The organism is Thermus sp., assembly GCF_056332225.1.
This window is the reverse complement of sequence record NZ_JBWGQW010000215.1, coordinates 1-613: the sequence shown is the minus strand read 5'-3', so window position 1 is coordinate 613 and position 613 is coordinate 1. Positions and strand designations below refer to the sequence as shown.

The 613-nt window shown below is 69.8% G+C and carries 1 protein-coding gene; it reads left to right on the top strand.

Going from position 1 to position 613, the window contains the following annotated elements; genetic code table 11:
• Positions 1-167: 167 nt before the first annotated feature.
• On the top strand, positions 168-613 hold a 446-nt coding region (locus AC01Y6_RS10985), incomplete at its 3' end, for an SAM-dependent methyltransferase (RefSeq protein WP_476671566.1).

Below are 613 nucleotides of genomic sequence, written 5' to 3'. Positions count from 1 at the left end.
GACCTGAAGGCCCTGGAAAAGGCCTTCCCCGAGCGGAAGGGTTGGGCCTTCCTGCGGCTTGGGATGCCCGGGGAGAAGGTCCTCCCCCTGGGGGAGGCCAGGAGGGAGGACTACTGGACCCTGGTGGGGCTTTGGCGGGCGGATTCCCCGATGCAGGAGGGAGAAGGATGAGGCCTTTGGTGCACGTGGTGGGCGGAGGGCCCGGGGACCCGGAACTCCTCACGGTGAAGGGGGCGAGGCTCCTAGAGGAGGCCCGCTTCGTCCTCTACACGGGAAGCCTCTTCCCCGAGAAGACCCTTAGGGCGCTCGCTCCACGTGCGGCCCTACAGGACTCCAAGGGGATGGTCCTGGAGGAGGTCGTGGGAACGCTGGCCGTGGAGGCCCGAAAGGGCGGGGTGGTGGTCCGGCTCCACTCGGGGGACCCGGGGCTTTACGGGACGCTCCTTGAGGAGAAGGAGGGCCTCGAGGCCTTAGGGGTGGGGGTGGAGGTGGTCCCCGGGGTCACGGCGGCCTTCGCCCTGGCGGCGAAGGCGGGCCTATCCCTCACCGCCCCAGAGGTGGCCAAGGCGGTGGCCTTCACCCGGCTTGGGGTGCGGACCCATGTCCCTGAGGG